The sequence below is a fragment of the Prevotella sp. E13-17 genome (assembly GCF_022024035.1).
Lineage (GTDB): Bacteria > Bacteroidota > Bacteroidia > Bacteroidales > Bacteroidaceae > Prevotella.
The window spans coordinates 382,177-400,781 of the sequence record NZ_CP091787.1; the positions used below are offsets into that span (position 1 = coordinate 382,177).

Annotated in this window: 10 protein-coding genes; 7 read left to right on the forward strand and 3 right to left on the reverse strand. The window is 49.5% G+C overall.

Annotated elements, in window-relative coordinates:
• The first annotated feature begins 3 nt into the window (after nucleotides 1-3).
• A complete protein-coding gene (locus L6472_RS01200; RefSeq protein ID WP_237806460.1) occupies nucleotides 4-7,995 on the forward strand; it encodes a chitobiase/beta-hexosaminidase C-terminal domain-containing protein in 7,992 nt (2,663 codons plus the stop codon).
• Here the strand turns inward: L6472_RS01200 and L6472_RS01205 are convergent.
• Nucleotides 7,964-8,341 carry a VanZ family protein gene (locus L6472_RS01205; protein WP_237806462.1) on the reverse strand — a complete coding sequence of 126 codons (378 nt, stop codon included), beginning with the start codon at nucleotides 8,339-8,341 and terminating at the stop codon, nucleotides 7,964-7,966. The genes L6472_RS01200 and L6472_RS01205 overlap by 32 nt on opposite strands.
• Before the next feature lie 245 nt (nucleotides 8,342-8,586).
• Here L6472_RS01205 and L6472_RS01210 point away from each other — a divergent pair, with 245 nt between their 5' ends.
• The 4 genes from L6472_RS01210 (at nucleotide 8,587) to L6472_RS01225 (ending at nucleotide 14,237) form a co-directional block, all read left to right on the forward strand.
• The gene (locus tag L6472_RS01210; protein ID WP_237806464.1) at nucleotides 8,587-9,987 is read left to right on the forward strand and encodes a sodium-dependent transporter; all 1,401 of its coding nucleotides are present in this window, start codon (nucleotides 8,587-8,589) and stop codon (nucleotides 9,985-9,987) included.
• The gene (locus L6472_RS01215; RefSeq protein ID WP_237806466.1) at nucleotides 9,984-10,871 is read left to right on the forward strand and encodes a helix-hairpin-helix domain-containing protein; all 888 of its coding nucleotides are present in this window, start codon (nucleotides 9,984-9,986) and stop codon (nucleotides 10,869-10,871) included. The genes L6472_RS01210 and L6472_RS01215 overlap by 4 nt, the downstream gene beginning before the upstream one ends.
• Nucleotides 10,872-10,963: 92 nt before the next feature.
• Nucleotides 10,964-12,556, forward strand: a complete 1,593-nt coding sequence (locus L6472_RS01220; protein ID WP_237806468.1) for a bifunctional UDP-sugar hydrolase/5'-nucleotidase — start codon at nucleotides 10,964-10,966, stop codon at nucleotides 12,554-12,556.
• A gap of 103 nt (nucleotides 12,557-12,659) precedes the next feature.
• Nucleotides 12,660-14,237, forward strand: coding sequence for a helix-turn-helix domain-containing protein (locus L6472_RS01225; RefSeq protein ID WP_237806470.1), 1,578 nt, complete (start codon nucleotides 12,660-12,662; stop codon nucleotides 14,235-14,237).
• 248 nt (nucleotides 14,238-14,485) lie between these two features.
• Here the strand turns inward: L6472_RS01225 and L6472_RS01230 are convergent, their stop codons facing one another.
• Together L6472_RS01230 and L6472_RS01235 are read right to left on the reverse strand one after the other, a co-directional pair.
• Nucleotides 14,486-15,355 carry a PAS domain-containing sensor histidine kinase gene (locus L6472_RS01230; protein ID WP_237806473.1) on the reverse strand — a complete coding sequence of 290 codons (870 nt, stop codon included), beginning with the start codon at nucleotides 15,353-15,355 and terminating at the stop codon, nucleotides 14,486-14,488.
• A 19-nt stretch (nucleotides 15,356-15,374) separates the two neighbouring features.
• Nucleotides 15,375-15,899 carry a response regulator gene (locus L6472_RS01235; RefSeq protein ID WP_237806475.1) on the reverse strand — a complete coding sequence of 175 codons (525 nt, stop codon included), beginning with the start codon at nucleotides 15,897-15,899 and terminating at the stop codon, nucleotides 15,375-15,377.
• Nucleotides 15,900-16,021: 122 nt separating this feature from the next.
• Here L6472_RS01235 and L6472_RS01240 point away from each other — a divergent pair, with 122 nt between their 5' ends.
• Nucleotides 16,022-17,350 carry a TolC family protein gene (locus tag L6472_RS01240; RefSeq protein WP_237806477.1) on the forward strand — a complete coding sequence of 443 codons (1,329 nt, stop codon included), beginning with the start codon at nucleotides 16,022-16,024 and terminating at the stop codon, nucleotides 17,348-17,350.
• Complete coding sequence (locus tag L6472_RS01245; RefSeq protein WP_237806479.1) at nucleotides 17,338-18,591, forward strand: efflux RND transporter periplasmic adaptor subunit; 1,254 nt, start codon at nucleotides 17,338-17,340, stop codon at nucleotides 18,589-18,591. Before L6472_RS01240 ends, L6472_RS01245 begins: the two co-directional genes overlap by 13 nt.
• Nucleotides 18,592-18,605 lie beyond the last annotated feature (14 nt).

An 18,605-nucleotide genomic window follows, 5' to 3' on the forward strand; every position in this document is an offset into this window, starting at 1 on the left:
GCTATGATAAAGATATACGATTACACGAAACAAGTGATCAACAAATTGGTTGTTGCCTTGGCGATGCTGGCACTCGGCAGTGCCGCTGCGTGGGCACAGACAGACTATTCTGGTGTATATTATATTGCCAATGGCAATGGTTACAATGCAGGCACTCCTGCCAATAATTTCTATCTGGTACCTGCTACAAACGCGGACTACACTACGGGACAGCCACATCTGACAACGGCAAAGACTGGACAGGTGGAAAACAGTTGCTGGATGGTGGAGAAAGCGGGCGACTACTACCATATCATCCATATCTCCGACGGCAAGTATCTGACGGCCAACCCCGCCTACGAAAGCTCTACGGAAAATTCCGTAGGTCGTTTGAGGGTACACCTCGAAACAGTCACGACACCCGGCAATAATCATCTGTTTGAAATCAAACCCAACGGCAGTGCCACCGGCCCCTTTAACATCAGACATAAGGATATGAATGATGTCGTCAACAAGAAGACGGAGACCTATCTTGACCCTGCCGGTGGTAACAGAGAAGGCACCGAACTCACTAATTATCGAACCATTGACACCCCTTCTGGAACCGTCAACATTGGTGGTGGTGTCGGCTATTGGACGGATGAGGCTGCAGCCCGCTGGTATTTCGAGTCGGCCATAACGATTGTGGCTCCTACCATTACGAATAATTACGACGGCACTTTTACCATTACCGCAGCGACAGGTGCCGCCATCTATTATACAACCGATGGTAGCACACCTACCTTGTCGGCATATACTGGTTCTGGCACTACCTCAGTCAATGTCAGTCAGACGGACAACTTAACAGTCATCAAGGCCATTGCCAAGGCTGCAAGCGATTCTTATCCTACGTATGTTAAAGTCTATGAACTGCCCGTCTGCGAAAGACCGGTGTTCAGTATTTTAGGAAACAAGATTGTGATGACATGCCCTAGTGAGGACGTGGAGATCCACTATACAACGAATGGTGATCCTGCCACGTCTTCATCACCATTATACACTGGACCGATAACAAAAGAAAATGGCTCTGAAATCAGGGCCATAGCTACGAGACCTGGTTACGTGACCTCCGATGAAACCGTTCTCTTGCCGCCTACGGAGGTGTCTTCTTCCAGCGATATTACGGATATGACGGGAAATTATATCCTGGCAGCTGATTTCACCTCGACGGCCTCTATAGGAACCTCTGCTGATCCTTTCAGAGGAACGATCGATGGTGATATGATTGTGTTGTCGGGGCTTGATCGTCCTTTGGTTGCCTATGCCGATGGCGCCATCATCAAGAATGTTATTATAGACAACGTCAGCATCAGTGGTGGAACGAACGTGGGCGCTATATGTGGCGAGGCTACGGGCAGTACTCGCATCTACAACTGTGGTGTGCTGGCAACTAATAGTACGGTGGAAACGGACAAAGATGGCTATAACACGCTGACGAACTGTAGCAGTACCATCAGTGGTAGCAACTATGTAGGTGGCATTGTGGGCCTGCTCGATGGTAGTGCACGTGTCATCAACTGTTTTAGTTATGCCCATGTTTCTGGAGGTAGTTATGTGGGTGGTATCGTGGGATATAATAATGTTGCCACGAAATCAAACAATCTCAAGACTATGGTGATGAACTGCATGTTCTATGGTGAGGTCAGTGGCTCTTCAAAGGCCCCTATCTACAATGGTAGTATTATCACTAACAGAAGCGATCAGGCGGGGGTTAGCAACTTTAACTATTTCTGGGCAGGCGCCTCCTATGTTCAAAACAGGCAGATTGATGTTTACAACTGTGCTCTTTCTGCCGAAACACGCTTCTTGCAGCGCTTTGAGTTCTACCGTCATTTGCTCAACAGTAACAGAGCACTGGCTGCATGGTGGGCAACAGGCAGTGAAGAAAACGTGAACGAGATGAAGAAATGGGTGTTAGAACCTTCGCAGATAGGTAGTACGACGCCATATCCTATTCTTAAAACACCAGGCAAGTATTCTTCAGTGGTTAATATCGACGCAGACCATGCCGAGGCTTTTGCCAGCGATGCTGCTACAAAGAAGACACAATATAACCAAGGACGTAAGTTTGGTGAGCTGACCATCAAAATCCAGAATGCATCGAGTGGTGCACCGGCTGGTGCTAACATTGAGGTGACATCGGTCACACCAAACATCACGGATAAGGATCCTGCACACTTTAATTTCAACTATTATAAGGTTCAGTTGCCTTATTATAATGATGTGGGCACGAAGAACTATACAGGCAATAAGGTGGTGACGGGATGGAAAATTGTAAGCATCAGTGGGGGAACACATGGTTTCTCTACTGGTTCGGACGCAACGGCAACGGTTGACGAGGATGGTGATATCACGCTGACAACACCTTATAACTTTGCTGATCGCAAGAGCACCGACAAGGACTTGTATAGTGAAGGTGAGCGCGTGTTTAGTCAGGGCGCCTACTTCGATGTGCCAGAGGGCGTGTCATCAATCACCATAGAACCCTATTGGGCTAAGTGTGTGTATGTATCAGATGAATACCTCGACGTGGTGTATAATCAGAGTATGAATAACGGTACGCCTGCTTATGTGACAACGATAGGTGATGGCGCTCGTTATACAAATGCCATTGCATATGATTTCAATGGTAGCAGTCAGAACGTCTATACAACGATGCAAGCAGCTGTCACAGCACTGGCACCATCTGGCTCTGTTTACGATAATGCCATCGTGCTGGTGGGCAATGTGCATAGTCTGAAACTTTCGGATGAGACTAAAAATAAGTCATTTACAATCATGTCTATAGACTTGGATAAGGACAACGAGCCAGACTATTCATATATTCTCCGGTTTGACAGTCGTAAAAGGGTGCATCCCGTCAGAATCGACTTTCTGAATGTGATAGGTCTTGGCATGGCTCAAAAGTCCTTCGGTGGTACTGGAACTTACAACCTGGGTATCATGCAGCCCTACGGCTGGTTTGAATGTACCAACACGGGGCTTTTCCGTGTCACGCAGTTGGAATATGACTATGTTAACTCAAATGTAGCGAATACTGACAGAGCGGAAAGCCCGATGATTCTTCTGGGTGGAGTGATAGAACAGTGGGTGACCGTTGGTGGTGCAGAGGTATACAATAAAGAAGCAAAGTCTGTGACCTACTACCATGTGGGCAGCAATGTGTGGTTTAAGGAATTCCATATTGGTGTGCATCAAGACAAGACACAAGAGGAATTCGTCAGTCCGCATCCACCCATCTCTGTCACTGGTGGCGATTATGACATCTTCTACCTGACGGGTTACTATAATAGTCCTAGTAATAAATATGCCGATAATGCCGAATGCTATATCAATGGTGGCCGTTTCGACAAGGTGGCCGGTACGGGCATGCAGGGCATTGGCGCAGCTGGTGGTGCCGACGATACGGGCAACATCGTGTGGCAGATAGATAATGCCGATATCAACGAGTTCTATGGCGGTGGTATCAATGCAGCCCATATTGCCGAGGGCAACATCGTGACGGTCATCACCAACAGTCGTGTGGATCAGTTCTGTGGCGGTCCGAAGTTTGGCGATATGAACAGTAATAAGAAGGTGGCTACCAATGCCTCCAACTGCATCTTCCGCACCTTCTTCGGCGCTGGCTATGGCGGCAACTCTTATAACCGCCGTTATCCTCAGAACCAGAACAAGGTGTCCAACATCGACTGGAATGCCTGGGCTTCTGGTAATAATGGCATACAATACAGATACAACGCCTCTGGCGTGGAGTCGCGCATCGACTATCAGTTTATCCCCATGTCTGACAACACGAAGAACGTGGCCCGTCTGTTTGTTGACTATGTCAGCTTCTCGCTGGCTACCACTCACGATGTTACATCGAAATTAAAGGATTGTACGATTACAACAAGCCCGCTTGGCACACTCAATCTCTTCAGCCAGTGTGTGGGTAACTTCTATGGAGGTGGTAATCTTGGTATGGTGGCTGGACCGGTAAAGTCAACACTCACCAACTGTGTTGTTGAGGGACATGTGTTTGGAGCTGGTTACTCGGCCAGTCTGCCACCTGTAGCGGTGATGAATAATAATTTCCAAACAGAACCGTATTACGACGAGAATCTGGGTGCCTATCTGGATGCTGTGCTTCCTTCAACAGTGACCTACACTTGGCAACACCGTGATGTGGTTAATTCTGTAGAGACGGCTATTGACAAAACCAATCATATCCTCTTCACGCCGGTGGATCTAACAAGCCTTGGCGCTGTCACGGGTGATGTAACCCTGACCATAGATGGTAACACAACAGTCTCTAATGACAAGGTGATGTCGGTGGCTAAGAGCGTGTTTGGCGGCGGAGAAGAGTCGGACGTTGTTGGCGATACTTATGTGTCTGTAAAAGGTGGTACCATCGGCGCACAGGGCTTAGGCGGTGCAATCTATGGCAACGTGTATGGTGGCGGAAAAGGAAAGGTAGAAGATAAGTTGGCTGGATTGGTAAATGGTAATACGCATATTGTTATCAGCGGTTCGCCCATGATTCATCATAATATCTATGGCGGTGGCGCCATTGGTTCTGTGGGTGACTTTACCTACAGTAACGAGACAGGTCTGCCAACGGCGCTTCATACCAACAACACGGGCGTATGCCATGTGACGATCCTGGGCGGTCAGATTGGTACCACGGGTCTGAACAATGGTATGGTGTCTGGCGCTTCGCGTGGTGATGTGTCTGTACCCGGCGACGACGGCGTGGATCCCTACGACCAGATGGCATGGGTCTATGAGACGCATGTCACCATCGGTACCTCTGGTTCTGCTACCGGACCTGTCATTGCGGGCTCGGTCTATGGCAGTGGCGAGAATGGTCACACGTTTGCCGATACCGACATGAAGATATACAGTGGACTGATAGGCGTCCTGGACCGTAATGTCAATGGTGGTCCGCGCCATCCCTACCGTGGTAATGTTTATGGTGGCGGCTGCGGCACCGATACGTATGTCAAAGGCGGAAAATACTACTATAACCCCATGTCGGGTCAGGTGTGGGGCAACACTCACGTGCAGATCTTTGGCGGCCATGTGGCTCACAATGTCTATGGTGGTGGCGCCATGGGTACGGTGGGTAAGTATGCCTTTGTCGATGAGGCTTATAACACGGCCCATCCCGCTGCTACACTGCCGCTGGGCAAACCCTACGAATGCTTGTCGGGCGGCCTTTGTCAGGTGACGATCAGTGGTGGCCTGATTGGGGCCACGGGGGCCACCATGACAGCCGAGGGCGGTCCTGATGACTTTGGGCATGTGTTTGGTGCTGGACGAGGCGAAATGCACGATCCTGCTTTATACCCGAACCTAGAGGTGGCATGCTATTTCAATATGACACAACTCACCATCAGTGATCAGGCCTTAGTAACGGGTTCTATCTATGGTGGTAGTGAGAGTGGTCATGTGTTGGGAAATACCAATGTGATTATCGCAGGCGGACAGATTGGTTGTGGAGTGGGCACCGATAGGGCTTATTCAGATTGGGATGCTGAGACATTGGCACCCACAGACCACTGGCCTTTCGAGCATAATGGCCGTCCTCACGACCAATATGCTGATGCAAGTGGTAACTATCCAGAGATGCCTGCCGACGAGGATGGACCCTCGGCTCGTGGCGGCTATCCCAGTGCCACCGATGGCCATACGTTCTATGGTAACGTGTTTGCCGGTGGTTCTGGCTATTATCCTTATGCACCAGGCAAATGGCTCCGCTCTGCCGGTCGTGTGGAAGGAAATGCGAGTGTGACCATCAGTGGCGGTCATGTACTGAACAATGTTTATGGCGGTTGTGAGATGGCCGACATTCTTGGCTCTGCCACGATTCTAATGACGGATGGTACTGTAGGTGTACCACGCAGTGCTGCCGATATTGTTGCCAATCCTGCTGTAGGCCATATCTATGGTGGAGGCATGGGCGACAAACGTATCTTCTTTAATACCAGTACCAATGTGGCCTCGACGTCTGTCAACGTACTCGGTGGCAAGGTCTATGGCTCAGTCTATGGTGGTGGTGAGGATGGTCACGTGTTGAACAATGCAGTGACAACGATTCGCCAGGCAGATAATGATATTGCTACGGTGATAGGTACGGTAGGTACTACGGGCTATGATGGTAATATATTTGGTGGTGGACAGGGCTCTTCTATGGCTTTGACTTCCGGTGTTGTTGGAGGTAATGCGATTTTGAATGTTCAGGAAGGTACGATACTTGGCTCTGTCTATGGTGGTGGTCGTATTGCTTCTGTCGGAACCTATTTCGCTATGGCAAAAATCATTGATCCTTCATCTGGCGAGGAAGTGAATAATCCTGACTATGGAAAGATGCAGAGCGGCGATGACCATGGCGTGATTACCGTCAATCTCACGGGAGGCACTATCGAACAAAATGTCTATGGTGGCTGTATGGGAACAACTGAAAACGATAGCCTGGGTGTTTCAAAGAATGTCACAGTGAAACTGAATGAAAATGTGGCAGACGATGCTCGCGGTTGCGCTGTGAAGGGCTTTATCTTTGGTTGTAATAATGTGAATAGCTCTCCTCAGGGCGATGTCTTGGTGCATGTCTATAAGACTCAACGTGCAGGACAGACACGTATCACCAATCCTGCGGAAGGTCCGCAGACGGCTAAAGTACCTGGTACCAAGAGTGCCGATGGCAATTTTGTGCTGGAGTCATTCGATGTTAAAGCTGTCTATGGTGGTGGTAACATGGCAGCTTATATGCCATTGGATTTAGCTAATGGTTCTACCCATGTGATCATTGATGGTTGCGACCGCACCAGTATTGGACAGGTCTATGGCGGTGGCAATGCAGCCTCAACACCAGCTACGAATGTGGAAGTCAATGGAACTTTCGAGATTGGCGAACTGTTTGGAGGCGGTAACGGAAAGGATAGTATCGTCGTTAACAACATAAAGAAAAAGAACCCAGGCGCTAATGTCGGTTTCCTGGACTACTCCGATGTTGAGAATGATGAACGATGGGATACAAAGGAGGAAAGAGCGACAAATGCCGATTTCATTGCCCGCTACTCCTATGGCAGTGGTGAGGCTGTTGTTAATGTCAAAGGTGGCACTATTCATCGTGTCTTTGGTGGATCCAATACGAAGGGTAATGTGCGTATAGTAGCTTTGACGGTTCTTGAAGAGGTTGACAATAATGGCATACCTCTCTGTGTTTTCCATGTTGACGAGGCTTATGGTGGCGGTAAGAGTGCACCGATGGATGCAGAGGCTAAACTGATTATGGCATGTATCCCTGGTCTGACCGAGGTCTATGGTGGTGCTCAGGCAGCTGATGTCTTCGACGATGTGACGTTGACGATTACCAACGGTAACTTCAATCGCGTGTTTGGCGGTAACAATATCAGTGGAACCATCCGTGGTAAGATTACTATTAACATTGAGGAAACTGGCTGTAGGCCTGTTGTCATTGGCGAACTGTATGGTGGTGGCAACGAGGCAGGCTATTCTGTTTATGGCTATAACGAGGACGGATCTCTGATTGAAACTGCTTCTTCGCCTTTGTATGGCGACCCTGAAGTTAATGTCAAGTCGTTTACCAACATAGGCACCATTTATGGTGGCGGCTATGGTACCAATGCTGTGATGATTGCTAACCCCACCGTCAATGTCAATGTGGTGCTGGGCGACTATGCTGTTGATGGCCGAATAGGTACTATTGGTGATGTCTTTGGTGGTGGTAATGCTGCTAAGGTGATTGGCAATACGCAGGTAAATATTGGTACGGCTACGGGCGAAGATATCAACATGATATCACTTCCAATCCTCGATGCTGATGGCAATCCTGTCTTGGATGCAAATAATAAGCCTACTTATACTAAGAAAAGAGTTTTGGGCGCTAATATCACAGGTAATGTCTATGGTGGTGGTAACAATGCCGAGGTAACAGGCTCTGCTAATGTAACCATCGGTAAACAAGTCCCATAACAGCACCCATCATTACGCCTATTGCATCGGCAGCCAAGTCGAGCCATTCGCCTGAGCGGTTGGTGGTGCAATAGGCTTGAACCAGCTCAATCACGCCTCCCATCACGGTGGGAGCCAGCCATGCCCACAAGATCAGCTTGCGGGCATTTAATGTTTGGTGACTACGCAAGTATTCCCACCAAATGACTGCGCATGTGCCGCCATACATTACGAAATGGGTCCATTTATCCAGAAAGTTGATGCTTGGCAACTCCATTTCCTTGGGCGGCATGAACCAGATAGAAAGATACCATACGAGCGCAATACAGAGAATAGACAGTGGGTATTTCTTGATGAATGTGAGCATGTGAATTGCTTTTAGATGTAAACTGGTCGCAAAAATACGAATTATTCCGTAATTCTGCAACAAGAGATGCAAAAAAGAGAAGTCCGAGTACCGTGCAAAGCTACTTCCTTTGGTTACAATTTGTAGTTCATTCTGCTATTTTTCTTATTAGGTTGGTGCTGTCGGTTTGATTTTATTTACGATTTATTACCCAAGTTTCGTTTTTTTTTCCTACTTTTGCATCCGTTTTTAACAGGATACGAGAAATGAATCAGACGGAAAGAGCAAATTTCGGTAGTAAGTTAGGCATCATACTTGCCACTGCGGGGTCGGCCGTAGGACTGGGCAATGTGTGGCGTTTCCCCTATATGACTGGCCAAAACGGTGGTGCAGCCTTTATTCTTGTCTATGTGGCATGCGTGCTGATATTAGGCATACCCTGTATGCTCAACGAGTTTATCATAGGACGTCGGGCACAGGCCAACACGGCTCGTGCCTATGCCAAGTTGGCCAATGGCACCCCTTGGCGCCTCATCGGCCTCTTCGGCGTCTTCACTGGTTTCCTGATCACGGGCTATTATGTCGTGGTGTCGGGCTGGTGTCTGCAGTACATCTATGCTTCTGCAGCTGGTCATCTGATGGGCGATGCCGATTATGTGAAGACCTATTTCGAGACCTTCTCTGCCCATCCGTGGAAGCCCATTGTCTGTATGCTGCTGTTCATGCTGCTGTGCCATTTCATCATCTCGCGTGGCGTAGAGAAAGGTATAGAGAAGGGGTCTAAGATGATGATGCCCTTGCTCTTCATTCTGCTCATCGTGATTGCGGTGGCTTCATGCACCCTGCCTGGTGCCGGCCGAGGCGTCAGCTTCCTGTTTAACCCCGACTTCTCGAAGGTCGATAGCAATGTGCTGTTGGGCGGACTGGGACAGGCTTTCTATTCGCTCAGTGTGGGCATGGGCTGTCTTTGCACCTATGCCAGCTATTTCAAGAAAGACACCCACCTCACGAAGTCAGCCTTTCAGATCGTAAGCATCGACACGCTGATAGCCATTCTGGCAGGTCTCATGATATTCCCCGCGTTCTTTGCCATCTATCCTAATGCCCCCGAGCTGATGAGCGATCCCAATCTGTCCAGTCAGTATTGTGGTCCCGGACTGGTGTTCATCACCCTGCCCAGCGTGTTCCAACAGGCTTTCTCTGGGATACCTTACCTTGGAGAGGTGGTAGCCCTGCTCTTCTACGCCCTGTTGTCGTTGGCAGCCCTGACCTCCCTAATGTCTCTTCACGAGGTCAGCACCGCCTTTTTCCACGAAGAACTCAACATCTCGCGTCGCAAGGCTGCCGCCATTGTCACGCTGACCTGTGCCGTGATTGGCGTGTTCTGTTCGCTGTCGTTTGGCGATGGTCGTGAGTGGCTCATGGTGGGTGGCAAGTCCTTGTTCAACTGGTTCGACTACCTCACCGGTCAGATATTCCTGCCCACGGGCGGACTGCTCACCTGCTTGTTCCTGGGGTGGTATGTGCCAAAGGCAGTCGTCAAGGATGAGTTCACCAATGGCGGAACTTTCCGTGGCCGCCTCTTCGGCATCTATATCTTTGCCGTTCGTTTTGTCTGTCCCATCTGCATTCTGCTCATCTTCCTCCATCAGTTTGGTGTGATATGAGGTTGCGCGACTTCTTCTATATCAACAAGAGCGATCGTCGTGTTTTCGTAGCCCTCTTGCTGCTGGGCTTAGTGGCATTTGTGGCTGTTGGCATCCTTGACGATGATGTGTCTGATGAGGAAACGGCACAACCGGTGGCTGGTTGGCAGCGTGGCAGTCAGCGACAGCCGAAGTCTGAGCCCTATTATCAGACAGAAGCGCGCCGCGTCGAGCGTTTCCCGTTCGACCCCAACACGGCAGACAGCACCCAGTTGTTGCGCCTCGGGCTGCAACCTTGGCAGGTGCGCAATATCTACCGCTATCGGGCTTCGGGTGGCATCTATCGCTCAAAGGACGACTTTGCCCGCCTTTATGGCCTCACTGTCAAGCAGTATCGTGAGTTGGAACCTTATATCCGCATCTCCTCTGATTATCAACCCGCCTCTACACTCGTGAGCAGTGCAGCTGATAACCATCGTGACACGCTTTATCACACCTCAAAGATTCGTGAAGGCGAGACCGTCGGCCTGAACGTTCTGGATACTGCCATGCTGCAACGCGTGCCTGGCATTGGCAGCTATTATGCCCGTCGCATTGTGGCCTATGGACAGCGTCTTGGTGGCTATGTCAGTGTGGAACAGTTGAATGAGATCGACGATCTGCCTGCCGATGTCAAGAAGTATGTGCGGGTAACGGGCGATGCCCACGTCCGTCAGTTGGCCATCAACCATCTTTCGCTCAATGAGTTGCGGCGTCATCCCTACATCAACTACTACCAGGCTCGGGCTATTGTCGATTATCGTCGTCAGCACGGCACCATCACCGACCTGCAGCAACTCTCTCTGCTGCCCGACTTCTCGCCTGAGGCCATTGCTCGTCTGCGTCCCTACGTCAGCTATCAGTAGGAGCAGTCTGATAAAAATGACGGCAATTATTTGGAAAGATAAATATTTTTATGTACTTTTGTCACGAAAATATCTTTGCTATGAGTAGTTTAATGAATAGGATGACAATGCAACAGCTGCGACAAATTGCTGCAATGAGTGCTTTGTGTTGCCTTTTTGCAGCATGCAGCACCACGAAAAACCTGTCAAATAAAATAGATGATTCATCTAAGGGTAAGAGCATTGTCATTTTCTACGATAATGATGTTCATGGTGGTATAGACGGCTATGCCAAGATTGCAGGCCTGCGCGACGCTGTGGCCAAGAGTGATACCGCCTGGGCAGCAGCCGTCAGTTGTGGAGACTATCTCTCGGGTGGAGTGGCATGCACGCTGAAAGAGGGCATGTATATCGCCAATATCATATCCAGCACTGGTTACGACGTGTTGACCCTGGGCAATCATGAGTTTGACTTTGGCGTGCCACGCCTCATGGAGCTCGTGCCCCAGATGCATGCCCCGGTGATATGTGCCAACCTCTATTCCCAACAGAGCCAGCAGCCGATGTTGCCTCCCTATGTCATGAAGCAATATGGCGACAAGCGTGTGGCTTTTGTAGGTGTGACGACACCCGAGTCGATGACACTCGAAGGATATGCCTTCTTTGACTTGAATGGACGTAAACTCTACGACATGCGTACTGCTGATTTCTATCAGCTGGTGCAGCAGAATGTGGATAAGGCACGCAGCGAAGGTGCCGACTACGTGGTGATGCTGTCGCATCTTGGAGAGGAAGAGGGCGAAACGGGTGTCACCTCGCATCGTCTGGTGGCAGCTACCCGCGGTGTCGATGTGGTGCTCGACGGACATACCCATCATGTCTTTGAGCGTGAAGAGGTGAGAAACCTCGATGGACAACTCGTTCCTGTCACGCAGACTGGCACGCGATTTGCCAACGTCGGCAAACTTGTCATCACCGGCGATGGCCGTTTTCTCACGTCGCTCATAGCTGCTGCCGACATACCTTTTAAAAGCGAGAAAGTGGCTACGACCATTGATAGTGTCAATGCCGACATGCACGAGGTTACCTCGCGTCAGCTTTGCCAAACAGACTATGAACTGACCATCAACGATGCAAAAGGCGACAGACTGTGCCGACTGGCAGAAACCAACCTCGGTGATCTGGTGTCAGACGCTTATGTCGATTTCCTGGATTCCGACATAGGCTTGATGAATGGTGGCGGTCTTCGCAACAGCATTCCCGCCGGAAGCGTCTGCTATGGTGATGTGGTCAACGCGTTGCCTTTCATTAATAGGATGTGCAAGATTGAGGTCACAGGTCAGCAGTTGTTCGACATGCTGGTGAAATGTACGTCTAATCTGCCCTTGGAAGAGGGTTTCTTCCCTCATGTGTCGGGTATGACATATACCATTCACAGCAAGCGTAATACCGTTTCTGATGTGAAGGTGCTCAACAAAGACAGTCGGGTGTATGAACCTTTGGATCTTCACCGGAAATATAGTGTGGCCACCATCGACTATTATTCCCGTGGAGGCTTCTACGACATGCTGAAGAACTGTCCGTTCCTCGTTTCTACGAAGGTACTTAATCGCGATTGCGTGGCAGACTATCTGGGAAAACTCACACCTGCCGACATCGAGCGCTATCGCAGCACGCAGCACCGCATTACCATCATTGATGATTGATTATTCTCCCTTGATTTGCTTTAATTGGAATAACTGACCACCTTAACTTATTATACTGATGAAACAGAATCTTAACTTGATTACAATAAATGCTTTTCAGTATATGATTAAAGCATGCCTCCTGCCGATAGTTGTTGGTGTCTTGACAACGGTTGTGGGCTGTACGAATACGGAGAAGAAACAAAATCCTGCCCGTGAACCACAACCATCAGACACCCTCTACACTCAAGCAGCTGCCATGAGAATCTATGGCTATCAGCCAGAGCGGGCGTTGCAGATTGTGGATTCTGCAGTCATAGTGGGTCACTTAAGCGAGTGGCAGGCCGATCAGTGCCGGGCACGCATCTACAGTATGACTCAGATGTACGACCAGGCCGACTCGTTGCTTGGTGGACCAAAGGATGTCAGATTAGAGAAAGCACGTGTCATTGGCGAACGTCTGCTGAGTCACGATTCCATCAAGGCCGACAAGAGAGACCTGCTTGATGTATTGGAGGTGTTGTCATATACCGCCCGCATGCAGAACGATACGGCACGTTGGATACAGCGTTCGCACCAATATGTCGATTTGTGCCATCAGATGGGGCCCAGTCAGCAGACCAATGCGCTGCGCACTGAGGCCGAGATCGGTGCAGCACTCTGTACGATGGGACATCACGACGAGGGAATGGCAAAGTTGGACAGTGTGATCTATGAACTTGAAGCCACGTTCCATAATGAGCGCGACCGCGGCGCCTTCAATGAACTTGATGCCCTTATCATTGCCATGAAGCGAAAGATTGTTTCGCTTGGCACAAGCGACAGATATACCGAGGCATTGCCGCTGGCTCGTCTTATCCTTGAACATCTGGATGACTACGAGCTACATCCCGACAACTATCATGACGGTAGTGACCGAGAACCAGAAACCGAGCAAGAAAGAGCCGATTATATCCGGTTCTATCGCAGACAAGCTCAGAACTATATTGCGGCGGCTTATGCTTCTTTGGGCGATCAGGGCAACATGATTGCTGCTTTTGAAAAGATAGAGGAAGGTGTCAGAAAAGCAACTGTCCGCGAGCATATTGCCTACGAGCAAGCCCTGCAACAACGAATAGAGGCCGAGCATCAGCGTGAAATAGTCAGAAAGGTCATGTACTTTTCTACATGCATTGGTGTTCTGACTTTGTTGCTCATCGTTTTTGTTGTTGTGGTGGTTTTCAAGAATAGAGCTATCAGCCGTAAGAACAAGATCTTGGCACAGCAGATAGCAGAGACAGCCAACTACAGAGAGAAGTATTGGGAGAATAAGCGAACGGAGAACGAGTCGCAGGCTGAGCCGACTGAGTTGGATGCAATGACAGACGAGCATCTTTTCCAATATATCAACGATGTCATAGTGCGCGAACAACTGTTCCTCAATCCGCACTTTGAACGCCAGACCATCATGGATCGCTTCCATCTGTCTAAAGAACGTGTGGGAACCATCTTTTCCAAGGGCAGCAAGTATGCCAAACTTAGCAGTTACTTGCAGGCTCTTCGATTAGACTATTCGGCTGTGTTGTTGGTGGGCAGTCCCGAAAAGAGTATTGTGCAGGTTGCCACCGAGAGTGGCTTCAGCAGCAACACCTATTTTTGCAGTTGTTTCCGTCAGCATTTCAGTATGAGTCCGTCTGACTTTAGGAAGAATGCGCTGAAATAGCTGTTAGGCCCTTTAAATCTTGTCTGTAATCTATTTCAATCTTGTCTTTCGCTGTTACAATCTTGTCTTAGCTATTGCAGGACAGGATTTTTATGCCTATCTTTGTTGCGCAATGCAAGATGTACTTGTGTTCTTAATCGATGAGAAGTATAACACATTTTGATGTGACAAAGGCATAATATAACTATTCTTTACCTATATATTCAAAAGGCGACAATCGGAGTACAATCCCATTGCCGCCTTTTTGTTTATGAGCGATTCTGGAGTGACAGGATAAAGGTGACGTGACATCCTGAATGTGGCGTGTCTGCAAGTTCGAGCAAACCGCCTTGTTGTATCATCATGCGTCGGCTCAGTGAAAGACCGATGCCGCTGCCACTGCGCTTTGTCGTGAAGAAAGGAACAAAGAGCGATTGGCGGTTTTCGGCAAGGATGGGGGCTCCGTCATTGCTGATGTAGAGTAGGGTGCTGTCGCTTCTTTCTTTTCTTTCTGTCTGAATAACCATCTTTTTGGCATCCGCCTCAATGGCGTTCTTCACCAGATTCATGAGAACCTGACGCAGCATGCCGGCATCTGCATGTACCATCAGGTCTTCGGCAATCTCCTTTTCCCATGTGAGCAGTGGGTAGGCATTGCTGATATCGTCAATCATGGCATGCAGGTGGATGTTGCTCATGGTTGGCTTCTCCAGTTCCGACATCTTTCGGTAGTTAACCACGAAGTTGCTCATGTGCTGAGATGTTTCATAGATGGCGCGGACGCCATCCTCGAGAGGCGTACCCTTTACATCGTCGCGGTTCAAGAGTGATTGGCTGATGCTGGTAATAGGTGCTGTGGCATTCATCATCTCGTGGGTCAGCACACGGGTCAGCCGTTCCCATGACTCCACCTCGTTCTTGTTCATCTGTTGACGGATGCTCTCTCCCAACTGGTTCATCGTCTCTTGCATGGCACGTTCGCCGAAGAACATTCCATGCGTTGGCAAGCGGAAAGTGAAGTCTTGGTTGCGTATCGCCTCCTGCATGATGTGGGCACGCAACCTGAGCTTGCGCTGATGGCGCACGATGGCCCCCACCAACAATATCACTACACCTATTATAATCCCCCAGGTAATCATAACTCTCCGTTCTCCGTTCTCAAAGTCGTTTCATCTTGTTGTAGAGCGTCTGTCGGGTGATGCCCAGAAGATCTGCAGCCTGCGTGAGATTGCCATGACAGTGGTCTATGGCGCGACGGATATGCTCTTTCTCCATTTCATCGAGACTCACAATCTCGCTCTGCATGTCAAGCACATCTTTCAGTTTATGTACCAGTTCGTCGTTGTCCCATGGCTTGGTGATGAAGTCGGCGGCACCATTCTTCAGACCTTTCACCGCCAGGCTGACATCAGCATATGCCGTCAGCAAGACCACGGGCGTCTGAGGATGCTGTTTGTGAATGGCTCGAAGCCAAAATAAGCCCTCGGTGCCATTATTGACGCCCAAGGTGAAGTTCATGTCGAGTATCACGATGTCAACCGTCTGTTGAGCCATGATTTTCAGAATGTCATCGGGTTTGGTGGTGGTCAAGACATGGTTGAAAGAATTGTCCAGCAGATAGCGCATTGCTGTCAGAATCGAAGCATTGTCGTCTGCGATGAGTATGGTTCCATATTTATTCATGTTGCAAAATTAGTGAATTTTCGTCAAGGAATCATACGTGAGAGTGTATAATTTTTAGACGTTTTGCCTTCTCGCGCTTTTAAAGGCATGGTAATGTTAAGTAATAGATTTAATTTTGCAGCATGAAAACGACGTTGATTGTACTATTGAGTTTGGTGTCCATGCGCATTGCGGCGCAAAACGAATGGACGATGCAGAAGTGCATGCAGTATGCTGTAGCACATAATCATGAAGTGAAGCGAGCCGAGTTAGAACTCGATAACTACAAGGCTGCAAAGACAAGTGCCATCGGTCGGCTTCTGCCTGCCGTTGATGCTAGCGTTGGTGCTCAGTATAATTTCGGTCGAGCTATCGACCCGGAGACCAATGGCTATACCGACGTGAGTACCTTCTATAACGGTTATCAGTTGTCTGCCTCGCTGCCCGTCTTTGATGGGTTCAGTCGTCTGCATGCGTTGAAGGCTGCAAAGGCCAGTGTGCTGATGGGACGTGCTGGTTTGCGAAAGCAGCAGGACCAGGTCGCGCTCAATACCCTGCAGGCTTATGCCAATGCTGCCTACTACGACGGATTGGTGAAGATGGCCGAAGAAAAAGTCCGTGAGTCAGAGTTACTGCTGAAACAGGTGCGCCTGTTGGAAGAGGTGGGGCGAAAGAGTGCTGCCGATGTTGCTCAGGTAGAGTCGCAAAAGGCTGAGGCCGACTATGAACTCATCCGTCAGCAGAACCTCTGTGCCTCGGCTCTGCTTGAGTTGAAAAAGATGATGGCGTTCCCGTTAAACGAAGAACTCAGCATGAAGCATGTAGACTTGTCTGAGCAGCGGGAATCAATATGCTCGCTTATTTCAGGTTGTGACAATCCTTCTTCGCTTTCTGCTTCTCATTCTTCACTTCAAGAGGCTTTTTATCAGATGCAGGCGGCTAAGCATGACTGGCATGAGGCCCGTGCATCGCTGTTGCCATCTCTCTATTTGAGCGCAGGTCTAAGCACCACATACTATAAAACACTGCACAATGATGCCGCTGAGACTTTTCGCAATCAGATGAAGAACAATATGGGACAATATGTTGGCGCTACCCTCAGCATACCGCTCTTTAACCGCCTTCAGACTATCACTAACATACGACGGGCCAAGAACAATTATGGAATAGCCCGAGAGTCTTTTGAACAGACTCGGGCGGAGTTGGAAAAACTCAGCGTGGAAGCGTGGCAAGACTGGCAAGGCTATCAGAAGCAGATCATGCAAATGCGGGAAAAGGTGCAGGCAGACTCTTTGGCTTATAAGCTCACTCATCGTCAGTTTGAGGAAGGGCTCTCAACGGCTATTGATGTGCATACCACGTCGGCCCAGCTGCTCAACTCGAAAGCCACCCTGCTGCAATGCCAGTTGATGGCGATAGTGAAGGAACAATTAGTCAGATATTATAAAGGTGAAACGATATGGACAGAGTAATAGAGAAGACACTGACACAGCGACTGATGAAGAAAGCACCCTATGTGGTGGGCGCCTGTCTGCTGCTGCTGATATTGTTGTGGGTGATTTTCGGCAATCATGCCTCGACACTCAAGGTGAATCGTGACGAGCTGACTATCAGCGACGTGCAGCGGGCTGAGTTTAAGGACTATGTGCGCACCAACGGACAAGTGCTGCCCATCCAGATTGTTCAGATATCGCCCGAAGAGGGTGGTATCGTCCTGGAGAAGGTGGTGGAAGAAGGTACGCACGTGAAGAAGGGTGATGTCATCGTGCGCCTCTCAAACAGCAATCTCGATTTGCAAATTCTGAATGCTGAGGCTGAGCTGGCAGAGAAGCAGAATCTGCTGCGCAACACCCAGGTGGCTATGCAACAGGACCGACTGAACAACCAGACGGAGCAGGCCCAGTTGGATATGGACACCCAGCGCAAGCAGCGCACCTATGAGCAGAACAAGCGCCTCTATGGCGAAAGACTCATCAGCAGGGAGGACTATATCAAGTCGCAGGAGGACTATCAGCTCTCTGTCAAGAAGCGCTCGCTCATCACCAAGCGCCTGAAGCAGGATTCACTCTACCGTACCGTTCAGATGGATCAGATGGAGGACAACCTGCAGAACATGCGCAAGAACGTGGTGCTGGTGCGACAGCGCAAGGATAAACTCGAGATTCGCTCGGCCATCGACGGTGAACTGGGACTGCTCGATGTGGAGCTAGGGCAGAGCATCCAACCAGGTCAGAAGATTGGTCAGCTCAACGACCTCTCCGACTATAAGGTGCAGGCACAGATCGACGAGCATTATATCGACCGTGTGCGCCAAGGGCTCTTAGCCACTTTTACACGAGGCGACAAACAGTATCAGTTGCAAGTGCGTAAGGTCTATCCTGAGGTGCGTGAGGGCAAGTTCCGTTGCGACTTCATCTTCAAAGGTGAGCGCCCGGAAAATATCCGTACAGGTCAGACCTATTTTATCGACCTCGAACTGGGTCAGCCCGAGCAGGCCGTCATCATCCCTCGCGGCACCTTCTTCCAGACCACAGGTGGCCAGTGGATATTCGTACTTGACAAAAACGGAGAAAAAGCCTATCGCCGCAATATCCGCATCGGTCGCCAAAATCCGCAGTATTACGAGGTACTTGAAGGACTTGAATCTGGCGAACGTGTTGTCACCAGTGGTTACGAGGCATTCAAGGATAATGAGGTGTTAGTGATTAAATAAACAAGGTATTACGA